This window comes from Olsenella sp. An290 (assembly GCF_002159535.1).
In the GTDB taxonomy this organism is placed as follows: domain Bacteria; phylum Actinomycetota; class Coriobacteriia; order Coriobacteriales; family Atopobiaceae; genus Thermophilibacter.
Genome location: NZ_NFIU01000002.1, coordinates 166,450 through 185,784, shown reverse-complemented (window position 1 = coordinate 185,784; position 19,335 = coordinate 166,450). Strand labels below are relative to the sequence as shown.

Annotated in this window: 12 protein-coding genes and 1 pseudogene; 9 read left to right on the top strand and 4 right to left on the bottom strand. The window is 65.3% G+C overall.

Annotation, left to right across the window (positions count from 1 at the left end; all coding sequences use genetic code 11):
- Positions 1–22 precede the first annotated feature (22 nt).
- From B5F84_RS02350 to B5F84_RS09435, 4 genes are all read left to right on the top strand, one after another.
- Complete coding sequence (locus tag B5F84_RS02350) at positions 23–1,003, top strand: Abi family protein (protein WP_158094461.1); 981 nt, start codon at positions 23–25, stop codon at positions 1,001–1,003.
- 517 nt (positions 1,004–1,520) lie between these two features.
- Positions 1,521–5,240: an N-6 DNA methylase gene (locus B5F84_RS02345; protein WP_158094460.1), complete on the top strand. Its 3,720-nt coding sequence runs from the start codon at positions 1,521–1,523 to the stop codon at positions 5,238–5,240.
- 496 nt (positions 5,241–5,736) lie between these two features.
- Complete coding sequence (locus tag B5F84_RS02340; RefSeq protein ID WP_087320277.1) at positions 5,737–5,925, top strand: hypothetical protein; 189 nt, start codon at positions 5,737–5,739, stop codon at positions 5,923–5,925.
- Between the two features lie 176 nt (positions 5,926–6,101).
- A complete protein-coding gene (locus tag B5F84_RS09435; RefSeq protein ID WP_158094459.1) occupies positions 6,102–6,371 on the top strand; it encodes a transposase in 270 nt (89 codons plus the stop codon).
- A 488-nt stretch (positions 6,372–6,859) separates the two neighbouring features.
- Here B5F84_RS09435 and B5F84_RS02325 read toward each other — a convergent pair whose 3' ends face one another.
- From B5F84_RS02325 to B5F84_RS02315, 3 genes are all read right to left on the bottom strand, one after another.
- Positions 6,860–7,789: a phage integrase SAM-like domain-containing protein gene (locus B5F84_RS02325; RefSeq protein WP_158094458.1), complete on the bottom strand. Its 930-nt coding sequence runs from the start codon at positions 7,787–7,789 to the stop codon at positions 6,860–6,862.
- 562 nt (positions 7,790–8,351) lie between these two features.
- A complete protein-coding gene (locus B5F84_RS02320; protein ID WP_087320271.1) occupies positions 8,352–10,469 on the bottom strand; it encodes an LTA synthase family protein in 2,118 nt (705 codons plus the stop codon).
- A 76-nt stretch (positions 10,470–10,545) separates the two neighbouring features.
- Entirely contained in the window at positions 10,546–12,678 is a 2,133-nt protein-coding gene (locus B5F84_RS02315; RefSeq protein WP_087320268.1) for an LTA synthase family protein, read from the bottom strand.
- Between the two features lie 168 nt (positions 12,679–12,846).
- Here B5F84_RS02315 and B5F84_RS02310 point away from each other — a divergent pair.
- A pseudogene (locus B5F84_RS02310) lies at positions 12,847–13,143 on the top strand (peptide chain release factor-like protein); the annotation flags it as partial.
- A gap of 58 nt (positions 13,144–13,201) precedes the next feature.
- Here the strand turns inward: B5F84_RS02310 and B5F84_RS02305 are convergent.
- Positions 13,202–13,708 carry a hypothetical protein gene (locus B5F84_RS02305; RefSeq protein ID WP_087320266.1) on the bottom strand — a complete coding sequence of 169 codons (507 nt, stop codon included), beginning with the start codon at positions 13,706–13,708 and terminating at the stop codon, positions 13,202–13,204.
- Positions 13,709–14,173: 465 nt separating this feature from the next.
- Between B5F84_RS02305 and B5F84_RS02300 the strand changes: the two genes are divergently transcribed.
- The 4 genes from B5F84_RS02300 (at position 14,174) to B5F84_RS02285 (ending at position 19,125) form a co-directional block, all read left to right on the top strand.
- Positions 14,174–14,377: a cold-shock protein gene (locus B5F84_RS02300; RefSeq protein ID WP_075279965.1), complete on the top strand. Its 204-nt coding sequence runs from the start codon at positions 14,174–14,176 to the stop codon at positions 14,375–14,377.
- A 626-nt stretch (positions 14,378–15,003) separates the two neighbouring features.
- A complete protein-coding gene (locus B5F84_RS02295; RefSeq protein ID WP_087320263.1) occupies positions 15,004–15,471 on the top strand; it encodes a MarR family transcriptional regulator in 468 nt (155 codons plus the stop codon).
- A gap of 77 nt (positions 15,472–15,548) precedes the next feature.
- Entirely contained in the window at positions 15,549–17,273 is a 1,725-nt protein-coding gene (locus B5F84_RS02290; protein WP_087320475.1) for an ABC transporter ATP-binding protein, read from the top strand.
- Positions 17,266–19,125 carry an ABC transporter ATP-binding protein gene (locus B5F84_RS02285; RefSeq protein ID WP_087320262.1) on the top strand — a complete coding sequence of 620 codons (1,860 nt, stop codon included), beginning with the start codon at positions 17,266–17,268 and terminating at the stop codon, positions 19,123–19,125. Before B5F84_RS02290 ends, B5F84_RS02285 begins: the two co-directional genes overlap by 8 nt.
- Positions 19,126–19,335 lie beyond the last annotated feature (210 nt).

Here is a 19,335-nt window from a genome sequence, read left to right as displayed (position 1 = left end):
GTGGGGTAGAATTGCTTGCATGATGGATGATGCGAAGAAACTCACAGCTTGGGGTATGGATGACGGCGTGCATGATGCGCTATCCCTTAAGCCCATAACGACTCCTGAGCAGCAGATTGAGTTACTCAGGGGCAAGGGCGTCACGTTTGAGCGCTGTGCGGAGGAGCGTGCGCTCGAGATTCTTTCGAGTGCCGAGACCTACCTGCACCTCTCCGCCTACCGGGTGCTTTTCCAGCGCCATGAGGACGGCCCCGACGCCGGGAAGTTCGTGAGCCTCGACTTCGGGGACCTCTTGGATATGAACTCTCTCGACGACGTTCTCCGTGAGACGTTTCGCCTCATGGCTAAGGATGTCGAGCGCGCGGTCAGGGCATGGCTCGTGTCCGAGGCCGCCAGACGCGGGGAGGACGGCTACGGGATCGTCGCCGACTTCGTGTCCTCCCTGCCGCGCGGCTTCCGCGAGGGGCTGAGACGCGATCTCGTATCGCGTTCCCAGGCGGACGAGTGCGCGGGGTCGCTGATCGACCACTACCGGGATGCCATGCCCGTATGGGTGCTGTTGGAAGTGGTACCGTTTGGGACGCTGCTCGCCTTTTACCTCTTCTGCGTTGAACGCTGGGAGGAGGTGGGGAGGCGGGAGATCCACTACGCTCTTAAGGACGTGAAGGCCGTTCGCAACTGCGCGAGCCATGTGGGCTGCCTGTGCAACGGCTTCGTGCCCGAGCGCGAGACGAGGCACGCAACCTCGGGAGTCGCGCTCGAGTGGCTGAACGCCCACGACATCCGCAACAGCAAGGGCCGCCGAGCCAGGCTGCGCAACCGTCGAACGCAGCAGCTCGTGACCACCGTGGCGCTGCATGACATGCTTGCGGGCGAGCACGCCGCTCCGGCGATGCTTGACGCGATCGCTGGCCTCCGTCCCCTGATGGACGACGCGATCGCGCGCTATGGGACGCAGAACCCCCCTTGTGTCCCATCTTGCGTTTCTTGCGAGGGTTCTTGACGCGGCACAAAGCTGATGTCATGATGCGTTCAGATGCAAAAACCTTCGAGGTTTTGTAAGGGCCGGTCCTCTCGGGGACTGGCTCTAGTTGTTTTGAATTACTAGGCCTTACATTTTTGAGATGCGGAAGGAACATTCGCACAGTTCAGCCTTCCTCAGTGTATGTAGCCCCAGACATGATCCGCCCTGATGGAGCGTCCGTAGCGGAGACAGTGGAAGAAAGGGTGAGAATATATCGCCCTCTTCCTTTACTCTTGTGCTGGCACGCATGTCTCAAGGCTTATTGATTCTCGGGTTATAATCGTCCATGCACGCAATGGGGCGCTTTCGTCTGCTGCCTGGCGTGCGTATTAGGCGTCGGTCGTCTTCCGGCGGTTGCACGTTCGTCGTTTGGAGATTAGCGATGATTACTCAGGAGAATCTATCCGATGCACTTGTCTCCTTGGGTTTTCAGCCTTCCGAAAGCTCTGGCGTTTTTTCCAAAGTCTGGGACTCAGGGGCCTCTATCAGGGTGGACATGGACAAGAGGCGCATCATCTATCCGGTTGATGATGGCTTCAAGGTCAACAAGTCTACAACCTGCAACTTCTCCGACAACGAGAACTTCGTAGTTCTTGTCTGTGTTGCCAAGCTCTTCGACAAGGGCTACCGGCCAGAATCCCTTGAGCTCGAGCGGGAGTGGACGCTCGGCCATGAGCAGAAAAGCGGACGTGCCGACATATGCGTGAACGACGAGTACGGCGAGACGCTCTGCATCATCGAGTGCAAGACGCCCGGCACCGAGTTTCGCGATGAGTGGAAGACCATGCAGGCGGACGGTGGTCAGCTCTTCTCCTACTGGCAGCAAGAGCGCGCCTGTCGCTGGTTGGTGCTCTACGCTTGCGATTTTGTAGACGGCGAGATAAACGTCCAGCAGCGCTCCATCAGCTGTGAGGACGACGAAAACTTCAAGTCACTCGCGAGCCGCGACGACACCATCCTGCTCTACGGCGCCGCCCATACGGTCGAGCAACTCCACGAGACCTGGACGGAAACCTACAACCAGCAGGTTGAGGGTGATATCCTCTTTGGGAGGCGCGCGACGGCCTACCATCCAGATGTGCCGCCGCTCCTGAAGAAGGACCTTGTTGACTTCCGGGCGGAGGACCGAATCGTCAACCGCTTCGAGGAGATACTGCGCCACAACAACGTATCTGATAAGGAGAACGCTTTCAACCGACTCGTGGCGCTCTTCATAGCCAAGTTGCAGGACGAGCTCTCCAAGGGCCCCAATCAGGAGGTGGAGTTCCAGTACCGCCAGGGGCGCGACACCTATGAGACGCTGCAGGACCGGCTCCAGAGGCTTCACTCCGAGGGAATGCGCAAGCTTATGCGCGAGGATGTGCTTTACGTCCCGAACGACTACGTCGATCAGGTCGTTAGCCGCTTCACCGGGCAGGAGCGCAAGCGTCTTATCGAGGAGCTCAACGGGACGCTGCGCAAGCTCAAGTTCTACACGAACAGCGACTTCGCCTTCAAGGACGTGCACAACGAGGAGCTCTTCTTGCAGAACGGGAAAGTGCTCGTGGAGGTCGTGCAGCTTCTCCAGCCTTATAGGATCGTCGAGTCTGGCGATGTGCAGTTCCTCGGAGACCTCTTCGAGCAGCTATTGAACCAGGGCTTCAAGCAGAACGAGGGACAGTTCTTCACGCCGATGCCTATCACGCGTTTCATCTGGCGCTCTCTCCCTCTTGACGAGCTAGTGCGCGATGAGGGGGAGGGTGTCCGCTATCCTCGCGTCATCGACTACGCATGCGGGGCCGGGCACTTCCTAACCGAGGGGTTCGAGGAGATTTCCAACGCCGCCTGCCAATATGACCCTTACTTCGAGGATAGCCTGGGAGATGCCGACTGGGTTCGCGGCAACCTGGTGGGCGTGGAGAGGGACTACCGGCTCGCCCGCGTGTCGCGTGTGGCCCTCTACATGCATGGGGCTGGCCAGGGTGAGATTGTCTTCGGCGACGGGCTGGAGAACTATCCCGACAAAGGCATCGACAGTCGCAAAGACTCCGGCAGGTTCGACGTCCTTGCCGCGAATCCACCTTATTCTGTTGCGGCCTTCAAGCCCCACCTCAAGCTCCGAAACAACGAGATCAAGGTACTAGACGAGATAAGCGACAACGGGTCCGAGATAGAGACCCTCTTCGTCGAGCGCGCGGCCCAGCTGGTGCGGCCAGGGGGTTACGCCGCCATCATCCTTCCCAGCTCCATCCTCGACAAGGGGACGAGCTCGAGCTTCGTGGCCGCGCGTGACGTGTTGCTCAGCTCCTTCGAGTTGGTTGCCATAGCAAGGTTCGGGTCGGGTACCTTCGCGGCTACTGGGACCAACGTCGCAATTTTATTCATGCGGCGCTTCGACGAGGTGCCTACGCGGGAAGCGAGCGCCTGTGACTTCGTGGATGCCGTCTTCGCCGGAAAGGACCTCAAGGGTTGGCGCGATGCGGACGACCTCGCCGCCTACCTCAAGAAGGTCAAGGTGAGCGAGGACGACTATCGCACCTTCGTCTGTAGCAAGAGGGACTGGACCGAGTGGTCAGGCGTCCCCCATTTCGTTACCTATTTCCGAGTTTTCGTCGGTTCTCCTGAGCTCAAGACGCTGAGAAAGACGAGGGCATACAAGGCCTCGGATGCTGCGGGCAAGCAGACGCTCGAGAACGAGCGTTTCTATGCCTACGCGCACGAGGAGGAGCGCAAGCGACTACGAGTTTGGGGATTGGTCTCGGGTGAGCGAACCCTGGTGGTCAACTCTCCCACGGCAACCAAGGAAGTGGCCTCCTTCCTGGGGTACAAGTGGAGCAACCGCAAGGGCAACGAGGGAATCCAGCTCCTCGACGGCGAGGGCGTTCTCTACTCCGATGGCCCTGCGGCCGGCGGCAAGGACAAGCTTAGCGGAATAATACGGGCCTGGTTTGGGGGCAAGGAGGCCGAGCCTGGCGATCTCTCCCAATGGCTCTACTATGCGGATACTGCAGACTTCATAGATTACGACGCCGATAAATTTGACGAGGCACTCAAGATGCCGAGGACCTTCTATCGACAGCGTGAGTTCATCTCAGGTGTCTCAGTGTGCACATTGGGAGACGTGGCTTACTATGTTACCAAGAGCGTACCCCAGTCCGAGATTGTCCTGGGCGACTACGTAACGACTGAGAACATGGCAAAGGGGCGGAAGGGTATCACGCCTTACGAGGGTGACGCTCCAGCGACATCTGGAACTGCGTACAAGGCCAGGGACACGCTCGTCTCGAATATCCGTCCCTACTTGCAGAAGATATGGTTTGCCGACCGCGATGGAGCGTGCTCCAAGGATGTATTGGTCTTCCGCAGCAGGAACGAGAACGTTGTCCTGCCCGAGTTCCTACACATGCTCCTTTGGCAGAGGGACTTCTTCGACTACGACATGTCGACCTTTACTGGTACCGGTAGGCCACGTGGCGACAAGATGCAGATCCTACACTACCGGTTTGCAGTTCCAAACCTTGGTGAGCAACAGGCATTGGTAGAGGAGTTCAGTCGGCTTTCGGGCGAGATTGATGCGAAACGCACCGAGGTTCGGAAACTTGAAAACAACGTTGCGGATTTCTTTGTCGACGTCTCACGCCAGGCTGATAGAAACACGCCACTTGGCAGCCTTTTCAGCACTGATCCCCAGAACGGGCTATACAAGCCCCAAAGCCATTACCGACGGGACGGCAGTGGCGTTCCGATAGTCCGTATCGACTCGTTTACGAGCGGAGGAATCCCAAGGTGGGACGTGTTGAAACGACTTTATTGTTCCGACGACGAGGTCTCTCTCTACGGGTTGCATGAGGGCGATCTTCTTGTGAACAGAGTGAACAGCGTGCCATATCTCGGCAAAACTGCCTACATTGAGGGGCTTACCGAGCCTACGGTCTTCGAGTCGAACATGATGCGCATTAGGTTAAAGAATGCTGCTCTTCCACGTTATGTCGCTTTCGCCCTCTCTCGTGACGAGGCGCATCAGCAAGTCGAGCAAATGGCAAAGCGTGCTGCTCACCAGGCAAGCATCAATCAAGAAGACGTAAGGAGAATCACCATCCCCTTGCCGCCTCTCGCTCTCCAACAGAAATTCGCCGACTATGCAGAGCGGGCAGACAAGGACCAGACAGAGCTTGAGCATCAGATTGACAAACTCGTTTCGCAGCGTGATGGCCTGCTTGACAGGTACCTCGCATGAACGGCGAAAACGACTACCGACGACACCTGGTGCGCATAAGATATTGTAGAAATCTAGAGTATGCCACTCCTTGAAAGAGTTGATGAGACATTTGGAAGTCTCGCTGTCCGCGACGACGACTCGATATGGGTCACTAGGTAGCGGCAGCAGGGTGACAGAGAAAATGGTACCAGCTCAAGGGGGTTCGATGAAGTTGATGTCTCGACTCGTCAACGCGACATTCGTTTCCCTCTCTGCCGTCGTTGGGTGTTCCTGACGACGGGGACGCCGCAGTAGAGCTTGGCCGCAGCAATGGCGAGAATATCGAGACGTTCGGGGATATCCCCGAGTGATCCCTTTCCAACCGCGAGCGGTCTATCGTTCTCGACGTCCTAGGTCGGTGACGTGCAATTGCTTGCGCACTTTTACAGCGGAATAGCGTCCAGACAGGAAGGTGGCACGGCCTTGCCCGGCATGATTCGAGTTGTCGAGGCGAGTAACATGTTGGAGGAGAGCCATGCCCGAGCCAATCGAAACGCTAAACGAGGAGAGCCTGAAGTCCGACCTGCACGAGCTCGTCAGGAGAACGGCCGAAGACACCCTGAAGGGTCTTCTGGACAAGGAGGACGACCTCGTCGGCGCGGAGCGCTACGAGCGCACGGCCGAGTCCGAGGCGCACCGCGTTTACCACTATGACAGGGCCTGACCAAGAGCTTCGGCGAGGCAACATCCCGCATGCCCAGGCTCAAGGGCATAAGGTTCACCATGGCGATCATCGAGCGTTAGGTAGCGGCGCCGCGAGATCTCAGTCGAAGAGGCGATGATCGAGACGTGCGTCGCGGGTACCTCAGCCAGGATCATCGAGGGCATCTTCGAAATCCTGTGGGGTTCGAGCGTCTCAGCGGCCACCCTCTCCAACCTCAAGAGAAGGCCTTCGCCTCTGTCGAGGAGTGGAGAAACGGGTTCCTCGATTGGGTCTGCCCCTACGTTTACGTCGGCGAGATCCACTTGAAAAGAAGTTGGAGATGCTCCCACGGGAACGTGGCCATGATGGTGGCCATAGGCGTCAACGACGACGGCTGCCGTGCGGTCATGGGCGCCGTCGAGAGGTCAACCGAATCTGCCGAGTGTTGGCGCGAGTTCCTCTCGTGACTCAGGTCGCGCGGAACGCGCGGCATGAGGATGTTCACCAGCGACAAGACCGCCGGCATGGTCAGCCCAATCGCCGGACTTTTCCCGACGCGGTGTATCAGAGGCGTACGGTCCACTTCTGCAGGAACGTGTCGGCCAGGGTACCCAAGTCCAAGAGGCCCGCGTCGCTGCCTCGCCCAAGGCGCTCCACGTCATGGAGTCGCGCGAGGCCTCCGAGACCAAGACGCTTGAGGTAGCCAACGAGCTCGAGAAATCCAAGCTGAGGAAGGCTGCCAAAGTCGTAAAGACGGCCACGCGGAGATGCTGACTTATATCAGGCCCCCGCGACCACTGGCAGCGCATACACACCAACAACGCCGTCGAGCACCTTAACCGCGAGATCCGCAGGCGCACGCGCGAGGCCGGCACCTTCCCCGACGGAGATTCGCCCTCATACGCGTGACCGCGAGGCTGAAATGCGTCGCGGAGAGCGAGTGGAGTTCGAGCCGCTACCAGGACGTCACCCTGCTGGACGAGTAGCCGCACCGGATGGCGGGCCTATGAGGCTGTCGGAAAGTACACAAAAGTCTTGATGGTATCCGTACGAACGTGTTGCGGAGGTCGTGCATCATAGCTCGCTTTCCAGCCGCTCCGATGAGGTTCATCGCCTTGGCGAGCGACGTGAAGTCCTTCGTGATGCGATCGGGCGTGTAGAACGAGTCTCCGTCTCCGAGGACATAGTGGTCCTCCCGCGCGCTTACCCCGAGAGAGCTCCTGAGGGAGCGCAGAGTATCGGCGAGCCCCTTCTCGAGGACGACCTCCCGTTCGCCTGCCTCGGTCTTCGTGCCCTTGAGATAGGGTCTCCCGTTCGACACCCCGACGGCGCGACCGACTCTGATTCTGTTGGCAACGAGGTCAACGTCGCCCCACCTGAGGCCAGCGACCTCCTCCCTTCTGAGTCCGGCGAGCAGCCCGAGGCGTGCCGCAACGCTCTGCTTGGTCGTGGGGGACGCGTCCAGGACGGATAAAAGCATCGAACGGCTCCTCTCGTCGAGCGCGTTCGGACGAGGCTTCCAACGCTTCGGCGGCTTGGTCGCCTTGTTAAAGGGGCTGCGATGGATATGGCCCATCTCGCAGGCGTAGTCCATCACCTGTTTGAAGAAGCGATGGTCCTTTGCAACGGTGTCGGCGACGAGTCCGTCGGCAAGCAGGCCCGCCTGCACGTCCATGACGCTCTCCGATGTCATCTCTCCGATTGAGTAGCCCTCGAGATAGCGCGCGAGATGCTTGATGGAGCTGTGGTAGTTGGTTGCGGTGCTCGGCTCTATCTGCTGGGAGCGCTCGCGCTCGTCAACGTAATCCAGCATGTATGCAACGAGATTGCAATCCGATGCGCTGTCGGCGTCCTGCTCGATCAGCTCCCTTCTGATGTCCTCCATGATGAGGGTCGCCGCCCTGCGGGAGGTTGCTTCGAACGATCTGGTTACAATGCTCGAGCCGTTTCTGTCGGTACGGCAGAAACGCGCCTGCCAGTGCCCCTCGCTTCGCTCTCGCAGGCTGCCTTTCGAGTATGTTGCCATTGAAACCAGCTCCCGAGTGTCTGTCCAAATGAACGACTTCTGCCGTCCAAACGCTGTCCAAAATGGGTTCGGACTCACCGTAACGGACGGCATGTCTGGAATCATAGAGAATCGGAAAAGCCGAGATAGATGGACCTATCGGACGCTCTGGATGCATGAAGTGTGAAGATTGATTCGCTGGGAAACGCCTGTTAGCGAAGTAGCAGGGCGCTGACACGGAAGAGGTCACAAGTTCAAATCTTGTAACGCCCACCATACATGACGAGGCCAGAGCATACGTGCTCTGGCCTTTTTCGTTGCGCCGGTCCGTGCCCAAGGGAGAGGGTCCAAGGGGGCCGAGAGGCCGCCTAAGGGGAGCGCCGAGAAGAACGCCCTTCGCGAGAAGAACGCCCCCGCCCGGCCCGGTCCTTCTCGCCCGGCGCTACTCGAGCTTCTCGGCGAACTCCAGGTAGGACATGCACGCAAGGTCCCGGAAGGCCTGCGGCAGCGCCTCCTCGTCGTCGAGGCCGACCCAGGCGCCCTGGGCGTCGAGCGCCCCCAGGAGGCTCAGGGCGGGCATCTCCCCGCGCGCCACGAGCTGCGCCTTCTGGAAGTCCGTGAGCGGCGCCCCGATCGCCTCCTTTGCCATGGCGGCGAGGAAGGCCGGGCTCGTGGTCTCGCTCGCGCCCGTCTGGTCGCTTCCCGCAACGTCGTAGTTGGCCCAGACGAAGTAGGTGGTCTGGTAGGTGCGCGCACTGTGGGAGGCGGGGTCCTCGTCGGGGAAGAGCGCGTCGTTCAGAATCGAGGAGAGCGCGGGCTGGTGGTCGCCAAAGAACACCACCACGACGGGCCGGTCGAGCTCGCGCAGGCGTCCCAGGAACTCGTCGAGCGCGCGGTCGGACTCCTCGATGCACGCGAGGTACTCCGAGAGGTGGGCGTTGTCGTAGTCGCTCAGGCCGTCCACGTGGTACTGCGGCACGTCGCCGAGGTTGTTCTGGTCGTAGCTCGAGTGGTTCTGCATCGTCACGTCAAAGACGAACTGCGGCTCGTCGCTCTCCGAGAGCACCTCGAGCACCTTGTCGTAGGTGGCCTCGTCGGAGACCCCGCTGTGGTACCAGGGGTCGCCGTCGAAGGCGTCGAAGGAGAGGAACCGGTCAAACCCGAGCGCCTCGTAGACGCGGTTGCGGTTCCAGTTGGTGGGGAAGTTGGGGTGCAGGGCGGTGGTGCCGTAGCCGAGCTCGGAGAACTGGCGCGCGAGGCTCGGCGCCTCGGCGAGGTCGTAGAGCGAGTAGGGGTACTTCCCGTCGCCCACGTAGGCAAGCGGGATTCCGGTGAGGAACTCGAACTCGGTGTTGCACGTGCCGCCGCCAAGGACAGAGACGTCGAGCGAGCCGCCGAGGAGCGTGTCGGAGAGGGACCGGTAGCGACTGGGGCCCGTGTAGCCCCACCGCTCCCCCGCGAGCTCCGAGAGGTCGGAGAAGGTCTCGTTCATGATGCAGACGACGCTCGGCCGCGTCTCCGCGAACTGCGCCTCGGCGGCCGCCCGGCCCTGTGCGGCGCCGAGCGTCTCGTCGTAGGTCGCGGCGTAGGCGGCTTCGGTCTCGGCGGCGGTGGCGGGGTCGTAGCCCTCGGGGACGTCGATGGGGAGGTCCTGCGCCACGGCGACGAACGTGGTGATGAAGCCCTGCTTCCGGTAGTAGTCGAGCGTGTACCAGTACTCCATGCCCACGCCGAGGTCGTCGAAGTAGCTGGGGACGGTGACGCCGGCCCAGAGCGCCACGAGCGTCGCGAGCGCGCAGGCCAGGTTGACGAGGGCCCCGCGCACGACGGCGCGCCCGCTCGCGCGCCGGGCGGGCGCCACGGGCGCGCAGAGCGCCACGGCCGCGAGCAGGCACGCGAGCCCCTGCGCCACCGTGGCGCCGAAGGAGTAGACGTAGCCCCCGCTCACGGCCGCGGCGGTCCCCAGGACAAAGAGGTCGTTGGGCAGGATCGCGGACGCCTTGAAGCTCGCGACGAAGAACTGCGCGAGCCCGATGAGCGAGCAGGCTCCCACGCCCAGGGCGACGCCTGCCCCGTGCCGCTGGAAGAGGAAGTAGAGCAGCGTGAGCGCACCGGCTATGAGCAGGCCCTGGATGAGGGCGAAGCCGGGGGCGATGGAGAGCGCCGTCGGGTTGTAGGGCAGCTCGACGGCAAGGAACCCGAGGACCGCCGAGCCCGCGATCGCGACAAGGGCGACGGCGGCCCGTGCGACGCGCGCGGCCGTGGGGTTCTTCTCGCCCAGGCGCTCGAGCGCATCGAGGGCGCGCTGCCTCAGGAGCGCCGAGGCGGCGGCGAGCAGCGCCGTCGCGCAGGGAGGCACAAGCTCGAGGGCGCCCCCGGTGTAGAGGCCCGCCCCGCACGCCACGCCGAGCGCGGCGAGGACGGCCACGGGCACGGCGAGCCACGCGATGGTGCCGGCGCGCGGCCGGCGACCGTGCGCGAGCTCACGGGCGACGTGCGCCGCACCGGCGAGCAGGATGAGGGCGATGGCTGAGAGGGGCAGGGCAAGGGTGCTGGTCATGAAGGTCCTCTGATTGGCTGCTTACACAAAGCTAATGATAGGCCAAGGAAAGGACGCGGCCCGACCGGCGCGGGCCCTACTCCACCTTGCTCGCAAACTCCAGGTACGTGACGCGCGCGAGCTCGTCGAAGCGCGCGGGGAGGTCGTCCGCGGCGTCGAGCGGGTGCCAGGCGCCCGTGGCGTCCTGCACGCCCACGAGGCTGAGCGAGGGCATCTCCTCGTGCGCGACGAGCGCGGCGCGCTGGAAGTCCGTGAGCGGCGCGCCGACGGCGTGCAGCGTGGACGCGGCGAGGAAGGGGAGGCTCGTGTCCGCCTCCACGGGCCCGTCATGGCCGCTGACGTCGTAGTTCGCCCAGACGAGGTACTCGGTCTGGTGGGTGCGGAGGTTGTGCTCGAGCGAGGTCCGGTCCTCCTCGGGGAAGAGGGTGCCGTTGAGCGCGGTCGAGAGGTAGGGCTGGTGGTCCCCAAAGAAGACGAGGACCACCGGGCGGTCGAGCTCCGCGAGCGCCGCGACGAAGTCGGCGAGCGCGCGCTCCGAGGACTCGATGCACGCGAGGTACTCGTTGAGCTGCCCGTTGTCGTAGGCGCCAAAGCCGTCCACGGAATAGCCGCCAAGGAGCTCGGGCGCGATGTTGCCCTGGTCGTACGCCGAGTGGTTCTGCATCGTCACGTCAAAGACGAACTGCGGCGCGTCCTCGGAGCGCAGGAGCTCGAGGACCTTGTCGTAGGTCGCTTCGTCGGTGACACCGCTGTGGAAGGTAGGCGCGCCCTCGAAGTCGTCGATGGAGAGGAAGCGGTCAAAGCCCATCGTGCGGTAGACCTCGTCGCGGCTCCAGTTGCTCGCGAGGTTGGGGTGGATGGCGGTGGTGTCGTAGCCGAGCTCGGAGAGCTGGCGCGCGAGGCTCGGGGTCCCCGTGAGGTCGTAGATCTGGTAGGGGTACTTGCCGTCCCCCACGTAGGCGAGCGGGACGCCCGTGAGGAACTCGAACTCCGAGTTGCAGGTGCCGCCGCCGAGCACCGAGACGTTCGCACGCCCGCGCGCGAGCGTCCCGGCGAGCCCGTCCAGGGCCGTCGTGCCGGCATAGCCCCAGGCCTCGCCGCGGAAGGCGGAGAGGTCGGAGAAGGTCTCGTTCATCACGCAGACGATGGACGGCGCGCTCTCGGAGAACTGCCGCCGCGCCGCCTCGCGGGCGGGGGTGGCGCCGAGGGTCTCGTCGTAGGTGCTCGCGAGCTCGGCCTCGAGCGCGCGGGCGTCCTGCTCGTCGTAGCCCTCGGGGACGTCGATCCGCATGTCCTGGGCAATGGCGACAAAGGTGGTGAGCATGCCCTGCTGGCGGTAGAAGTCGAGCGTGAACCAGTAGTCCATGCCCACCCCGAGCGTGCCGGTGAAGCTGGGCACGGTCACGAGAAGCGCGAGCGCGCCCGCGGCGAGCGCGCCGCCGGCGAGGTTGGCGCAGACGCCCCGGGCCCGCCGGGCGCGGGTGGCGGCGCCGCCGGGCGCGGGGGCCCTGAAGGCCGTCGAGGCAATTCCCCCGGCGAGCGCCACGCAGGCCAGGCCGAGCACGACCTGCCCGTCCACGGCGTAGACGTAGCTCCCGCTCACCGCGGCCGCGGTGCCCAGGGCGAAGAGGTCGTTGGGGAGGATGGCCGTCCCCTTGAAGGCGGCGACGAAGAACTGCGCCAGGCCGACGAGCCAGCAGGCGGCCACGCCCAGGGCGAGGCCCGCCCCCGACCGCTGCGCCAGAAAGTAGAGCGCGAGAAGGGCCAGCAGGATGAGGGTGCCCTCGATGAGCGCGAACCAGGGCGCGATTCCGAGGGCCTCGGCGTTGTAGGGGAGCTCGAGCGCGAGAAGCCCGAGCGCGCAGCAGGCGAGGACCGCGACCGTGGCGAGAAGGGCGTGCGCGAGGGGGAGGGGGACGCCTCCGGCCTGCGCCCACGCGTCGAGGCGGGCACGCAGGGCGTCCCGGCCGAGCGCGGTCCCGTGCGCGAGCAGGGACGCCGCCGCGAGCGCGAGGAGCTCGGCGGGCCCGCCCTCGTAGAGGCCGAGCGCGCACCATGCCGCGGCGAGCGCGAGGGGAAGCGCCGGCAGGGACGCCCAGCAGAGGGTGGAGACGCGCGGGGTGCCGGGACGCGGCGCGCCCTGCCGCCGGGCGCGGAGGGCGACGGAGGCGATGACGAGCGCGAGCGCGACTATCGGGATGAGGGCCATGGGGAGTCCTTGCCTGCGAGCGGTCGTATGGGCCCCTCATGATAGGGCATCGGACGCGGTGTCCGGGGGGTCTGGTAGAGTGGGCGCATGGATGAGAGGAAGCTGACATACCGCGACTACGCCGCGTTTGCGCGGATGAGCCCCGAGGAGCTCGCGCGCGACTGCGAGGTCCAGGTCTTCCGCGCGACCGGCCCCGGCGGCCAGGGCGTCAACACGACCGACTCCGCGGTGCGGATGCGCCACGTCCCCACGGGAATCGTGGTGGTGTCGCGCGAGCGGCGCAGCCAGCTCCAGAACCGGGAGCGCTGCCTCGAGAAGATCCTCGAGGCGTGCCGCCTGCGCGCCCGGCCGCCGCGCCCGCGCAAGAAGACGCGCGTGCCGGCGGGGCAGCGCCGTCGCCGGCTCGAGGCCAAGCGCTCGAGGGGCGAGGTCAAGCGGCTGCGCCGCCGCGTGGAGGGGGAGTAGGAGCGCGGCTGGCGCGCGGTGAGGGCGCGCGGTCCTTCTCGCCCGCCGCGCTTGGTCCCTAGGGGAGGCTGTGCAGCCAGCGGCGCACGTCGCCGCCGGCTACCGTGAGGAGCACCGCCGCGGCGACGCTCATGACGGCCGAGAGCGCCCAGAGGTCGAGCGCCGCGTCGAGGGGCGCGAGCTGCACGGGCAGCATCGTCGCGCCGCCGTGCACGGGGTCCAGGCCGAGCATCGTGAGCAGGCACGTGGCCACCGCGACGCAGATCGTGAGGATGGAGCAGAAGCCCAGGTAGGTACGGCTCATGACGCTGACGGTCCGACGGATCTTCTCGCGCGCGAGGCGCTCGCCCTCGGCTCCGCCAAGCTCGCGCTCCCGACTGAGGGCGGGGGAGCCGTCGCGCAGCGTACGGGCGCGCCGGCGCATGGTGCGGTACCCCAGGAGGGCGGCGAGCGCCAGGGCCAGGTGGAGGAGGGCGAGGACGCCGACGCAGGGATTGGCCACGTCGAGCGCGGCGGCGCCGCAGAGGAGGGCGAACGCGATCCAGAAGTTCCTCGATTCCCTCACGATGGCCTCCGCTCCGTCCGTGGGTCGTTACGCCCTCAGATTGTAGCCGTACCGGTTGCCGGCGGCGCCCCTGCGGCTGCGGCCATGGGCCCCGCCCCTGCCCTTGCCGAGAAACGCGTCGAGTGCGCGCTCGATGGGTTTCTCGGGCGCGCACTCGGCGCAGTTTCTGCCCGCGGCGCCGCCTGCGCGTTCCGCCGCGCGGCCCGCCGCCGGCCCCCGCCGGGCAATTCATGCGAGGTCAGCATGCACGGATTCCGTCCGTGCAGAGGTTTCTGCAGGCTGCGGGGCCGTGTGCCTCCCGTACGTCTTGTGTAACCCTGCCCACCGGTCTCGATTTCCCCCTCAACGGATTCTGGTGGTTGAGACGAGGGTTTCGGGGTAACATACCCCTTGTGGCTTTTCGGCCACGGGTATCGCGCGCAAGCGCAGCTTTTGCCCCGCGGGGCAGAGAAAGAAAGGCACGACATGGCTCAGGGTACTGTTAAGTGGTTCAATCCGGACAAGGGCTACGGCTTCATCTCCCGTGAGGATGGGGACGACCTGTTCGTTCACTACTCCGAGATTCAGATGGACGGCTTCAAGACGCTGGACGAGGGCCAGGCTGTCGAGTTCGACGTCACGACCGGCCAGAACGGCAAGCTCCAGGCTTCCAACGTCCGCAAGCTCTAAGCTTTAGCGAACATGGCGACTTGGGGGCCCGCGGAGACGCGGGCCCCTTCTTTTGTCTTCAGGGACTCGTTCAAGGAGACTCGCTCAAAGTCACGCTTTTGGGGCCGCATGCGTGACTTTGAGCGAGCTATCCGCGCCAGCTCACTCAGAATCACGCTTTCCGCGTCGCAACCGTGACTTTGAGTGAGGCGGGCCGCAAAGCTCGCTCGAAGTCACACTTTGGCTGGCGGGCGTTATCTCTTGTGAGGTATCTGTGCCAGCTCGCTCTAGCTCACGCTTCGGGCGAGAAGAACGTGATCTTGAACGAGCTTGCCGTGTGAGCTCGCTCGAAGTCACGCTTTCAGCCCCGAAAGTGTGACTTTGCGCGAGCTGAGTGGGAAAGCTCGCTCAAAGTCACGCTTCTGGCGAGAAAAACGTGCCTTCGAGTGAGTTTTCCGCACAAGCTCGCTCGAAGTCACGCTCTGCGCGCCGCGGCGTCTCCGCGCCAACCGCCTCCTGCGCGCGGCCGCCCGCCTCCCCCGCGCCAACCCGTCCCGCGCGGCCGTCCTTCTCGCCTCCTTGACAACAATCCGAAATCGGACTAGTCTGTCCTCCCGCAACCGGACGGACCGGACGGGGGACGGCACATGACGGACAAGGCCGAGGTCGCGAGCGTCCGCGCGCTCGATGCCCTCTACCAGAAGACGGACAAGGTCTACTACGAGCTCGCGCGCGGCTGCGGGCTCTCGGAGACGGCGTACTGGATTCTCTACGCGATTGAGGTCTCGGGTGGCAGCGCCACGCAGGCGCGCATCGCCGACGAGTTCTCGTACTCGCGCCAGACCGTCAACTCCGCGCTCAAGGCGCTCGAGGCAAAGGGCCTCGTGGCGCTCGCGTCCGCGGAGGGGGACCGCCGCGCAAAGACGGTCCTGCTCACGCCCGCCGGGCGGACCTTCGCCGACGAGCGCATCGTCCCGGCCATCGAGGCCGAGGAGCGGGCGTTCGCCACGCTGACGCCGGACGAGCGCGCGGAGTTCCTGCGCCTGGCAGACGCCTACGCCCGCGCGATCGACCACGAGAGAGCACGGCTCGCAGAGAGGGGAGCAACCGAGTGACCAGACGAACGACCGCGCACGAACGGCCCCGGCGCGACTATAGCAAGCGCACCTCGGCCCGGCTGCTGCTGTCCCTCATGGCCCCGTACAAGGGCCTGCTCACCGCCATCCTCTTCACCTCGATCTGCGACATGTGCGGCATGCTCTTCATCCCCACGCAGCTCTCGGCCATGGTCAACGTTGCCGTGAACTCGCGCGACATGAGCGCCCTCATGGGTCACGGCGTCGCGATGCTCTTCGCGGCGCTCCTGGGCTCGGGCGGCTACATCACCTCGGTGTTTCTCGCCTCGCGCCTGTGCGCCAAGGTGGGCCGCGACCTGCGCCTGCGAATCTACGACGCGTCGCTTGCGTACTCGGGCTCGGACTTCAACGCGTTCGGCACGGGCTCCATGATCACGCGCACGCTCTCGGACGCCAACGTGGTCCAGCAGACGCTCCTCATGTCCATCCTCATGATCTTCCCGGTGCCCATCATGTGCGTCATCTCGGTGGCGCTGGCCTTCTCCACGGACGCGGTCATGGGCTGGGTGCTCCTGGCCGTGACGGTGGCGATCATCGCGATCTCCGCGGCGGCGGTGGCCAGGTCCGCGCCCATCTTCACGCGCCTTCAGGGCTTCATCGACAACATGAACACGCGGCTGCGCGAGTCCATCACGGGCGTGCGCGTGATTCGCGCCTTCGGCAAGGAGGCGCACGAGCGGGGCCGCCTCGACGAGACGTTCTCCGAGTACGCGTCCAACGCCATCCGCGTGAACGTGGTCTTTGCGCTCACCGACTCCATGACGTTTTTCCTCATGAACGTCGTCGAGGCCACGATCATGTGGTTCGGCGCCGACCGCGTGGGCGCCCACGCCATGCAGATCGGCTCGATCAGCGCCCTCATCGAGTACGCCATGCTCATCATGATCTTCATGATGATGGCGCAGTTCGCGATCCTTCAGGTCCCCCGCGCGCTCGCCTGCCTCACGCGCGCGGCGGAGGTCCTCTCCACCGAGCCCGAGATCGCCGACGACGCCTCGCCGGCGCGCCTGGCCCCCGCCGACGGGACGGGCCGGGCGGGGGAGGTGGCGCGCTTCGACCACGTGGGCCTGCGCTTCTCGGACGCCGATGAGGACACCCTGCACGACATCTCGTTCTCGCTGCGCCGCGGCCAGGTGACGGCCATCATCGGCAACACCGGCTCCGGCAAGTCCACGATTGCCAAGGTGCTCCTGCGCTTCAACGACGTCACGGCGGGCAGCCTCACCTTCGAGGGCGTCGACGTGCGCCGCCTTGCCCAGGAGGACCTCCGCCGGCGCATCGCCTACGTCCCGCAGAAGGCATGGCTCTTCTCGGGCACCATTGCCGAGAACCTGCGCCACGGCGACGCCGACGCCTCCGACGAGCGCCTCTGGCACGCGCTCGAGGTCGCGCAGGGAGGGTTCGTCCGCGAGCTCGCCGACGGGCTCGGCACGCGCGTGGCCCAGGGCGGCACGAACTTCTCGGGCGGCCAGCGCCAGCGCCTGGCCATCGCCCGCGCACTCGTGCGCAAGGCGGACCTCTACGTCTTCGACGACTCGTTCTCCGCGCTCGACTACAAGACCGACGCGGCCCTGCGGCGCGCGCTCTCCGGCGAGCTCACCGACGCCGCGACGCTCATCATCGCCCAGCGCGTGAGCACCATCCACGACGCGGACCAGATCGTGGTCCTGAAGGACGGCGAGGTCGTGGGCCTGGGAACCCACGACGAGCTCATGGAGCGCTGCCCCACCTACCGTGCCATCGCCGATTCCCAGACGAGAGGGGAGGACGCCCATGCCTAGCGAGAAGAACCGCGAGCTCGACGACCTCGCGGAGCTCGAGCGCGGCGAGGCCGCGCCGGCCGCCGAGGCCGAGCTCGAGGTCCCGGCCGACGCCCTCGGCACCGCCCGGCGCCTCTGGGGGGCGGCCGCCGGCCAGCGCTGGCGGCTGGTCGTGGCGGCGCTCTGCTCGATGCTCTACGTCGCGGGCAGCCTTGGCGCCACCGCCTACAGCGCGGGGCTCATCGACCTGCTCTGGGGCAACATCCAGGCGTCCTTCTCCGAGGGGCGCGCCTTTGTGGTGACCCTTGAGAACGGTGGCCTCCAGATCCTCACGTTCCTCGGCATCTGGACGGGCTCCTGGCTCTTCTACACGATCCAGGTCCTCGTCATGGCGAGCTTCGCGGAGCGCCTCAACCTGAGCCTGCGCCGGCAGATGGGCTCCAAGCTCGCGCGGCTTCCGCTCTCCTACTATGACGCGCACCAGCCGGGCGACACCATCAGCCGCGCCACCAACGACCTCGACAAGATCTCCGAGGTGCTCCAGCGCGGCGTGCTCCAGCTGCTCATCGCCGTGTGCATGGTCGGCGGCGCCGTTTTGCTCATGGCGACCTACGACCTCATGCTCACGGGCGTGTTCGTTGCCTTTGCGCTGGTGGCTGGCGTGGTGACCCGGCTCGTGACCGCGCACACGCTCAAGGTGGCGGCCCGCCGCCAGGCGGCGCTCGGCACGCTCACGGGGCGCGTGGAGGAGGCCTACAGCGGGCGCGCGGTCATCAAGGCGTTCGGCCGCGAGAAGGCGAGCTTCGAGGAGATCCGCGACGCCGCAGAGGAGCTTGCCGAGACCTCGGCCGAGGCCGACTTCGTGACCAACGCCATCACGCCGGCGATCCGCTTCCTCATGCGTCTCTGCCAGGTGTCCGTGGGCCTGCTCGCGGGCGGGATGCTCGTGGCGGGGCAGATCTCCATCGGCGTCTTTCAGGCGTTCTTCCAGTACGTGATGCACGCCTCCGAGCCCCTCACCCAGCTCTCCCTCACGCTCAACATGCTGCAGGGCGCCCTCGCCGCGGCCGAGCGCGTGTTCCGCCTCATCGACGAGCCCGAGGTCGTGCCGGACCCCGCCGCTCCCGCCGAGCTGCCCGAGCCCGTCGAGGGGCGCGTGGCCTTCGAGCACGTGCGCTTTGGCTACGCGCCGGACCGCCCGCTCATGCGCGACGTCTCGCTTGCGGCCGAGCCCGGCCAGAAGGTGGCGATCGTCGGTGCCACGGGCGCCGGCAAGACGACGCTCATCAACCTGCTCATGCGCTTCTACGAGGTGGACGGCGGGCGCATCACGCTCGACGGCGTGGACACCCGCGAGCTCACCCGCGCAGAGCTCCGCCGCCAGTTTGGCATGGTGCTCCAGGACGCCTGGCTCTTCGAGGGCACGATCGCCGAGAACATCGCCTACGGCAAGCCCGGCGCCACGCGCGAGGAGGTGGAGGCGGCCGCGCGCGCCGCGCACGTGGACTTCTTCGTGCGCACGCTGCCGCACGGCTACGACACCATGCTCTCCAACGATGCCGAGAACATCTCCCAGGGCCAGCGGCAGCTCCTCACCATTGCGCGCGCCATGCTCACCGACCCGGCGATCCTCATCCTCGACGAGGCGACCTCGAGCGTGGACACCCGCACCGAGCAGGCCATCGTTCGCGCGATGGAGGCCATCATGGAGAACCGCACGAGCTTCGTGATCGCGCACCGCCTCTCCACGATCGTCGACGCCGACCTCATCCTCGTGATGGAGAAGGGCACGATCATCGAGCAGGGCAACCACGCGGAGCTTCTCGCGGCGGGCGGCGCGTACGCGGAGCTCTACCGGTCGCAGTTCGCGTAGCGGGCTTGCGGGGGCCCGCGCGGCCGGGGCGCGCGGCGCGCCAGAGAACGCGTCGGGTGCGCGGCGACAGGCGCGCACTCGACGTTCTTCTCGTCCGGTCGGATGCAAATCAAGCCGAATGTGCGCTGCGGGCAGAAAAGAGGCGCGCACCGGACGCGATTACGTGAGATCTCGTCCGATGCGCGCCTTGGGTCGTCCGGTGCGCGCCTT

Coding starts and splice junctions, on each gene's coding strand:
- B5F84_RS02350 (WP_158094461.1), top strand. CDS start 23: ATGGATGATGCGAAGAAACTCACAGCTTGGGGTATGGATGACGGCGTG.
- B5F84_RS02345 (WP_158094460.1), top strand. CDS start 1,521: ATGGACAAGAGGCGCATCATCTATCCGGTTGATGATGGCTTCAAGGTC.
- B5F84_RS02340 (WP_087320277.1), top strand. CDS start 5,737: ATGCCCGAGCCAATCGAAACGCTAAACGAGGAGAGCCTGAAGTCCGAC.
- B5F84_RS02325 (WP_158094458.1), bottom strand. CDS start 7,789: ATGGAGGACATCAGAAGGGAGCTGATCGAGCAGGACGCCGACAGCGCA.
- B5F84_RS02320 (WP_087320271.1), bottom strand. CDS start 10,469: ATGACCAGCACCCTTGCCCTGCCCCTCTCAGCCATCGCCCTCATCCTG.
- B5F84_RS02315 (WP_087320268.1), bottom strand. CDS start 12,678: ATGGCCCTCATCCCGATAGTCGCGCTCGCGCTCGTCATCGCCTCCGTC.
- B5F84_RS02300 (WP_075279965.1), top strand. CDS start 14,174: ATGGCTCAGGGTACTGTTAAGTGGTTCAATCCGGACAAGGGCTACGGC.
- B5F84_RS02295 (WP_087320263.1), top strand. CDS start 15,004: ATGACGGACAAGGCCGAGGTCGCGAGCGTCCGCGCGCTCGATGCCCTC.
- B5F84_RS02290 (WP_087320475.1), top strand. CDS start 15,549: ATGGCCCCGTACAAGGGCCTGCTCACCGCCATCCTCTTCACCTCGATC.
- B5F84_RS02285 (WP_087320262.1), top strand. CDS start 17,266: ATGCCTAGCGAGAAGAACCGCGAGCTCGACGACCTCGCGGAGCTCGAG.